Origin of the sequence: Piscibacillus sp. B03, assembly GCF_052246295.1 — a bacterium.
Classification (GTDB): Bacteria; Bacillota; Bacilli; order Bacillales; family Alkalibacillaceae; genus Piscibacillus.
In genome coordinates this window covers 80,920-87,180 of sequence record NZ_JBQQCO010000013.1, presented here as the reverse complement: position 1 = coordinate 87,180, position 6,261 = coordinate 80,920, and the positions used below count along the sequence as shown (strand labels likewise).

Sequence of the window (6,261 nt, the reverse complement as noted above, 5' to 3'; positions counted from 1 at the left end):
AGTTGGTATCCTTAGTTTTCTATTTATACTTTAATTATATTATACTAACTAGTTATAGAGCTCTTCAATTTTTAACAATTGATTAAAAATCGAAAGGTTGTCTTGAGATGAAAAAGACTCAGCACGACTTTACCCAAGGAAATATACTCAAACAGTTAGTTAACTTTTCCGGTCCATTAATTTTAGCAAGCCTCTTACAAACATCGTACCAATTTATCGATAGCTTGTGGGTAGGGAACCTACTAGGCGATGATGCGCTAGGTTCTGTCGCAATCTCAAGTACGATTATTTTTACATTGCTCGCCTTTGCGATTGGAATCAACAACGCCTCTCTTACGATTTTGTCGCAACAAAAAGGACGAGATGATGAAGAAGGCTTGCGGCGTTATTTGAATGGATTTGTTGTAGTATTAACGATTTTAGCCCTGCTCATGGGGACATTGGGATATATTTTTGCTGAATCACTGTTAACCCTACTAGGTACCCCTTCCGCCATGATGCATGAGGCAAAATTATACTTACAGATTAACTTTTTAGGAATCATCTTCTTATTTGGTTATAACTTTATTAGCACAGTATTACGTGCGCTAGGCGATAGTAAAACGCCACTTCGAATCGTTGCTGTGGCCGTGGTTCTGAATATTATTTTGGATCCATTATTCATCTCTGTGTTTGGATTTGGGATTTCGGGTGCGGCGTTTGCGACGATTTTTTCACAAGGCGTCTCGTTTTTAATCGGTTTAGTGTTTATTTTAAAAAGACAGCTCGCACCGTTTACGGTTCCATTTTTACCGAGTAAGGAAGAAGTAAAATTGATCCTGCATTTAGGGATCCCATCAGGCCTTCAAATGACGATGATTTCTGCTGGAGTTGCGGCGATCATGTCAGTCGTCACCTCATTTGCCCCGACTGTCGTGGCTGGGTTCAGTGCTGCGCAACGTCTGGATAGCCTAATCATGTTACCAGCACATGCTTTAGGAACGGCAGTTAATAGTATGGCTGGGCAAAATATCGGAATAGGCAACATGAAGCGAGTCAGTAAAATTGCCAAAACAGCGTTATTATATAATTTCGGCATTATGTTTACAATCGGATTGCTCGTCATTCCGCTTGCTAAATACGGTGTGTCGCTATTTATTGATGAAACGGAGGCCATTGAATTCGGGGCGAGATACCTTCAGGTTATTGCGCTATGTTATCCGTTTTTAGGAATAAATTTCGTTTTAAATGGAATCGTCCGCGCATCAGGGGCGATGTATCAAGTGCTTGTGTTGAACATCATTTCGTTCTGGGTGCTGCGATTCCCACTAGCCGCCTTATTTTCGGACATATTCGGCGAGGTTGGCATTGCGATCGGTATGGGGAGCAGTTTTATCATCAGCAGTTTATTCGCCTACCTCTATTTCAGGTTCGGCAAATGGCGCGAGAAGGTGTTGTTTGACTAGTTGCGAAGTAAATTTGTCTAGTATTTATAAAAATTTTCTAGTAAAAACGCGAAATTGTCTAGTAAATTCCCAAAATTGTCTAGTAAAATCGTGATTTTGTCTAGTAAACACCCCAGATTGTCTAGTAAATCCGAAATTTTTCTAGTAAATTAGCTAAACTAAAAAGAGAGAGGCCGGGACAAAACTTTTGTTAACCTAAAAAAGACGAATATTATGGAGCGTGTGACTCCTGATATTCGTCTTCATTTTTGCTAAGTCAAAATGCATCGCTTACCGCAGGCACGGCTTCAACTTCCCCAAACTCACTTCCGTTCGTTTGGCGTGATTTTCAGCTCGTGCTGTTCCTGCAGGTGTCTCAGCATTTTGACTACGCTAATAGCACTCAATATTCGTTTTCTAATCAGCTACTTTTCTTATGTCCCAACCTCTTCCCATTACACATACTCATAACGAGGGCGTTCAATCGCCTCGCTGATTTTCTTCTCGTCATCAAACCTAACAGCGCGGTAGTAGGCATCATGATAGAACACGAACCAGCTCCCCGCTTCATACGCCTCATCTTGTAGCTTTTTCTTCTCATGAACACTCGTCACCGGAAAATCATCGTAAGCTAATACCCATAGTGGATTCTGGTGCGCGTGCGTTGGCATTAAATCCGCCATGTGTATGAACGACTCATCACCATCTTTGAACTTAATCACCGAGTGCCCATCACTGTGCCCGCTTGTATGATGCATCGTCAAGCCTGGCACAATTTCAATCTCATCTTCAAACGTATTAACCTGATGCTGAACGGGCTTCCAGTTCTCCTCCCAATACGTATTCTTAGAACGCATATTAGGATTCCTCATTTCATCCCATTCAACTTTCGAGGTGAATATTTTCGCATTCGGAAACGTGCTGACAAGCTCGCCATCTCCAGGTTTCGTTAACCCATTCGCATGGTCAAAGTGAAGATGGGTCATTAACACGTAATCGATATCGTCAACCGTTAAGTCAAGCTCACTCAATGACTCTTCAATCTTGGATTCCTCTAACACACCAAAATTGCGTTTCATCTTATCATTTAACTTGTCACGGCCTACGCCAGAGTCGATGACCATGTTCTTCCCATCCACTTGAAGTAAAATCACATCACAACGTAACTCAATTTGGTTTTTGTCATTGTGAGGATACTTCTTGCTCCAAAGCGGGTAAGGTACGACGCCAAACATTGCCCCGCCATCCATATGGGTAACGCCACCATTTAACCACGTTAACTTCGCACGTCCAACTGTCAATGTCTCCATTCGATCCGCTCCTTTTCAACTATGACTGAAATGTAGCAATACAACGATAAATAGGTTGTCCTTTGCTAGAAAACTTCTCTTCATATTCTGTCATCACATTGTTGTCATCTTCTAGAGTGTGTAGATCTAGTGAGACATCTTCAAGCTTCATCCCATATTGTGAAAAGCTCGTTAACGAGTATTCAAATAAACCACGATTGTCCGTTTTTAAAATAACTTTACCACCGTCTTTTAACACATTTTCGTATTGTTCTAAAAATGACTTATAAGTTAAACGACGCTTTTCATGCCTTACTTTTGGCCATGGATCGGAAAAATTTAAGAAAATCGTATCCACTTCATTCTCCGCAAACATATCCCGTAAATCCTCGGCATTTTCATGAACTAAATGCACGTTAGAAACGTCTGCATCTTTCACCTTTTGAATCGCCGTCACTATAATACTCTCGGCCTTTTCAATTCCGATAAAATTCATCTCGGGATGTTGTTTCGCCATATTCGCGATGAACTGACCCTTACCAGTTCCAATCTCAAGTCCAATCGGCTGTTCGCTATCAAATAACAACTGCCATTTCCCTTTTTGTTCAAATGGTTCTAGCACCATTAGGCCTTCATGTTCTTTTATATAATCAGCTGCCCATGGTTTATGTCTTAAACGCATGTTGTCACTCCTAGTTCGTCTATAGTGTAAATCTATTATACTAAAAAAAATCTATATCCAAAAGGCGCCTTTTGGATATAGATTCTCACTTTATGAATATATAGCCATTTTATGTTCCATTAAACGTTGCTTCCACTTATTTGAATACTCCAGATTACCTTTTTCTAAATACCAAATGTAATATGATAGTGATGAAGCAATCATGTACCATTGAATTCTTAAATATAAATTATCATCAAGCTCAACACCATACATTTTCAACCAATTTGACCATTCATTACGTGGCACATATTGATAAAGTAACATACATAAGTCTAATGCTGGATCAGCGATCACGGCTTGATCCCAATCAATTAAGTACAAGTGATCATCTTCACCTTGCAACCAGTTTTCATGGTTGATATCAGAATGACAAACGACCATTTCTTGCGTTCTAACTTGATCCAAATGTTTATGTAAAAACTCTAACGCGTGAGCAATCAGTGCTTGATCAACGTGTTGATTTCCACGATATTGATTAATTAATCGAACTAATAGATTAGAAGGTTCAAGCGGATGTTTCCCCATTCTCATGAACAAATGTAAAATCTCTGATGAGTGGTGAATTTTACTTAATAATTTTGCGACCTTCTCTTTTTTCATTTCTTCTTTTGAGAGAACGCGACCTTCTAACCATTTTTGTGCGGTAATCACATCACCGTTTTCTAACCGCTTCGTCCAAACGAGTTTTGGTACGATACCTTCAGCAGATAACACTGCTAAAAAAGGTGACGAGTTACGCTTTAAGAATAGTTTTTGATTTTCATTTTGTGCTAAGAAAGCTTCTCCTGTAGTACCACCTGCTGGAGATATAACCCATTCGGAACCTAGTACATGTTCCAATTCACTCACCCACTTTTTGCACATGATGTCTTCGTGTTGGCATCCCTAAAATTTAGAGATACTTAATAAGATTACCTTATAATCAGACTCTATTTCAAGAGGATTTCATAAATTTCCTAGATTTTTCTGACCACATTCCGAGATGTCGGTTCTTTCATAACCTCACACTCAAAGCATTTACCAGTAAACCCATCAGCATGATACGTCAACGTTTCCTTCGATTTAATCGAAATCTCAGAACCTATTAACGTCTCAACCTCTTTGAGTCTCGTGTGCTGGCCGAAAAAGACGGTCAAAAATAATAATAATAGTTTCTTCTTAGAAATTTGATGAACAATCGTCACATGAAATGTTTGTTTATTTATTGTAGCATCTGGAGCTATTTTCATGCCACCACCAAAATAAGGGTGATTCATAATGGTAAGCATCCAAATTCCCGTCATTTCACGTGTTTTTCCATCAATGGTTAAATTAAAATTTTTCGGTTTAAAATTAAATATAGTCGATATAAGTCCAAACACATAAACAATGGATGATAAACGAAGTCGATTGAACCATCGCTTCCACTTTGATTCATTCGTCTTTTCAGCCACTTCAGCATCGAAGCCAAACCCTAAACTAGATGCGAATAACTTTTTTAATCTATCAGGTTTTTGATCTGTTAAATAAGTCCCCGCCCAATACGGTTTAAATCTTTTTGTTTTAAAAATAGCTTCTAAACTTTTTCTCGGATTAAGTGGCATGCCACATCCTCTAGCAAAATCATTTCCTGATCCTACCGGAACAAATGCTAGCGGAATGTCTTGAAACTTTTTCATACCGTTTAGGACTTCATAAATTGTTCCGTCTCCGCCTACGACAATTAACATTTGAATTTTGTCTTCATGAAGAGACACGACTTGTTCTACTAGTTTCGTAGCGTGTCCCGGATAATCAGTATAATACGTTTTAAATTTATGTTGGTCACGCCTTTTGTTTAAAAACTCCTTAACAACCTCAATCCCCTTACCTCGACCTGCCACAGGGTTTATAATTAGCACATACATCTCATGACTCCTCGTGTTCTATTTCTAACTCATCATCTAACCAAACCGGACGTTTAACGTAATGGCGTAATGTATGTTCCAGTAGTTTCTCACCAACTTTAAGCTGCAAGGCTTTAATCGGATAACGAGATTGTCGCTGTCTTTGAAACCATTCGTCATAGTTCTGCTTGTCTACGTATTCAGTTTGGAAGGGTACAGATTGATGATTAATTAAACTATCTTTTGCAAGTAAATACTTTTTGATTGGAAAATCAAGTTCATAATAATCAAGTATACTTTGAACTAGTTTCTCGGTGCGCTTAAGACTAATCACAGGGTTAACAATTGTACGCTCTCGCCCCGCTTCAACGACCTTCCACTTACGGTCATCCATTGGGGTAAAAACCGCATCGTTAGTTTGACGATCTAGCACCGAAATACACATCACTTCAGTTGGTGTCAGCATCAACACTTCACCTTCTATGGTCGCATTCTTCAACTTGAAATTAGGTTGATAGAATACGAGATACGTATCAGGAAAACGTTGAAGAAAATATTTAAGCCATGGGTCTCGTTCATATTTACGGTCAAAATAAGACACTTCTTGAAGAGTGCTCGAAGCCCATACAAGTTGTGTTGAAAAGACTTGATCTAAAAAGTGATGCTTGAGCTCTTCTTCATTAGTTGGAAGTTCAACCGTCGCCTCTTCTTCAAACTCTTCTACAAGTTCATCCTGCTTTTTTCGTTTAAATAAACGTTTAATGAGGGATGCTGATTCTACTTCTTGCATCGATTCTTCAGGCTCATCTAAATAAACACCACGTTGCTCCTGTTCCCAACGTGAAACCAATCGTTCATACTGGTCTTTTTTCATACGAATAAACTGACCAGGATACTTATACATGTCAGTTTCATATCTTGATATGTAATCTTGTAATTTAACTAATTGCGCCATAACA

6 protein-coding genes are annotated in these 6,261 nt (G+C 39.0%); 1 reads left to right on the top strand and 5 read right to left on the bottom strand.

Annotated features, from left to right (window positions below; genetic code table 11):
- Nucleotides 1-107: 107 nt before the first annotated feature.
- The gene (locus ACTWQB_RS10410) at nucleotides 108-1,445 is read left to right on the top strand and encodes an MATE family efflux transporter (protein WP_443139120.1); all 1,338 of its coding nucleotides are present in this window, start codon (nucleotides 108-110) and stop codon (nucleotides 1,443-1,445) included.
- A gap of 434 nt (nucleotides 1,446-1,879) precedes the next feature.
- Here the strand turns inward: ACTWQB_RS10410 and ACTWQB_RS10405 are convergent, their stop codons facing one another.
- From ACTWQB_RS10405 to ACTWQB_RS10385, 5 genes are all read right to left on the bottom strand, one after another.
- Nucleotides 1,880-2,734: a YtnP family quorum-quenching lactonase gene (locus tag ACTWQB_RS10405; RefSeq protein WP_443139119.1), complete on the bottom strand. Its 855-nt coding sequence runs from the start codon at nucleotides 2,732-2,734 to the stop codon at nucleotides 1,880-1,882.
- Between the two features lie 19 nt (nucleotides 2,735-2,753).
- A complete protein-coding gene (gene trmB / locus ACTWQB_RS10400; protein WP_443139118.1) occupies nucleotides 2,754-3,395 on the bottom strand; it encodes a tRNA (guanosine(46)-N7)-methyltransferase TrmB in 642 nt (213 codons plus the stop codon).
- Between the two features lie 90 nt (nucleotides 3,396-3,485).
- Nucleotides 3,486-4,277, bottom strand: a complete 792-nt coding sequence (locus tag ACTWQB_RS10395) for a phosphotransferase (RefSeq protein ID WP_443139117.1) — start codon at nucleotides 4,275-4,277, stop codon at nucleotides 3,486-3,488.
- A gap of 116 nt (nucleotides 4,278-4,393) precedes the next feature.
- Complete coding sequence (locus tag ACTWQB_RS10390) at nucleotides 4,394-5,323, bottom strand: diacylglycerol/lipid kinase family protein (RefSeq protein WP_443139116.1); 930 nt, start codon at nucleotides 5,321-5,323, stop codon at nucleotides 4,394-4,396.
- Nucleotide 5,324: 1 nt separating this feature from the next.
- Nucleotides 5,325-6,257, bottom strand: a complete 933-nt coding sequence (locus ACTWQB_RS10385; protein WP_443139115.1) for an NERD domain-containing protein — start codon at nucleotides 6,255-6,257, stop codon at nucleotides 5,325-5,327.
- Between the last annotated feature and the right edge of the window lie 4 nt (nucleotides 6,258-6,261).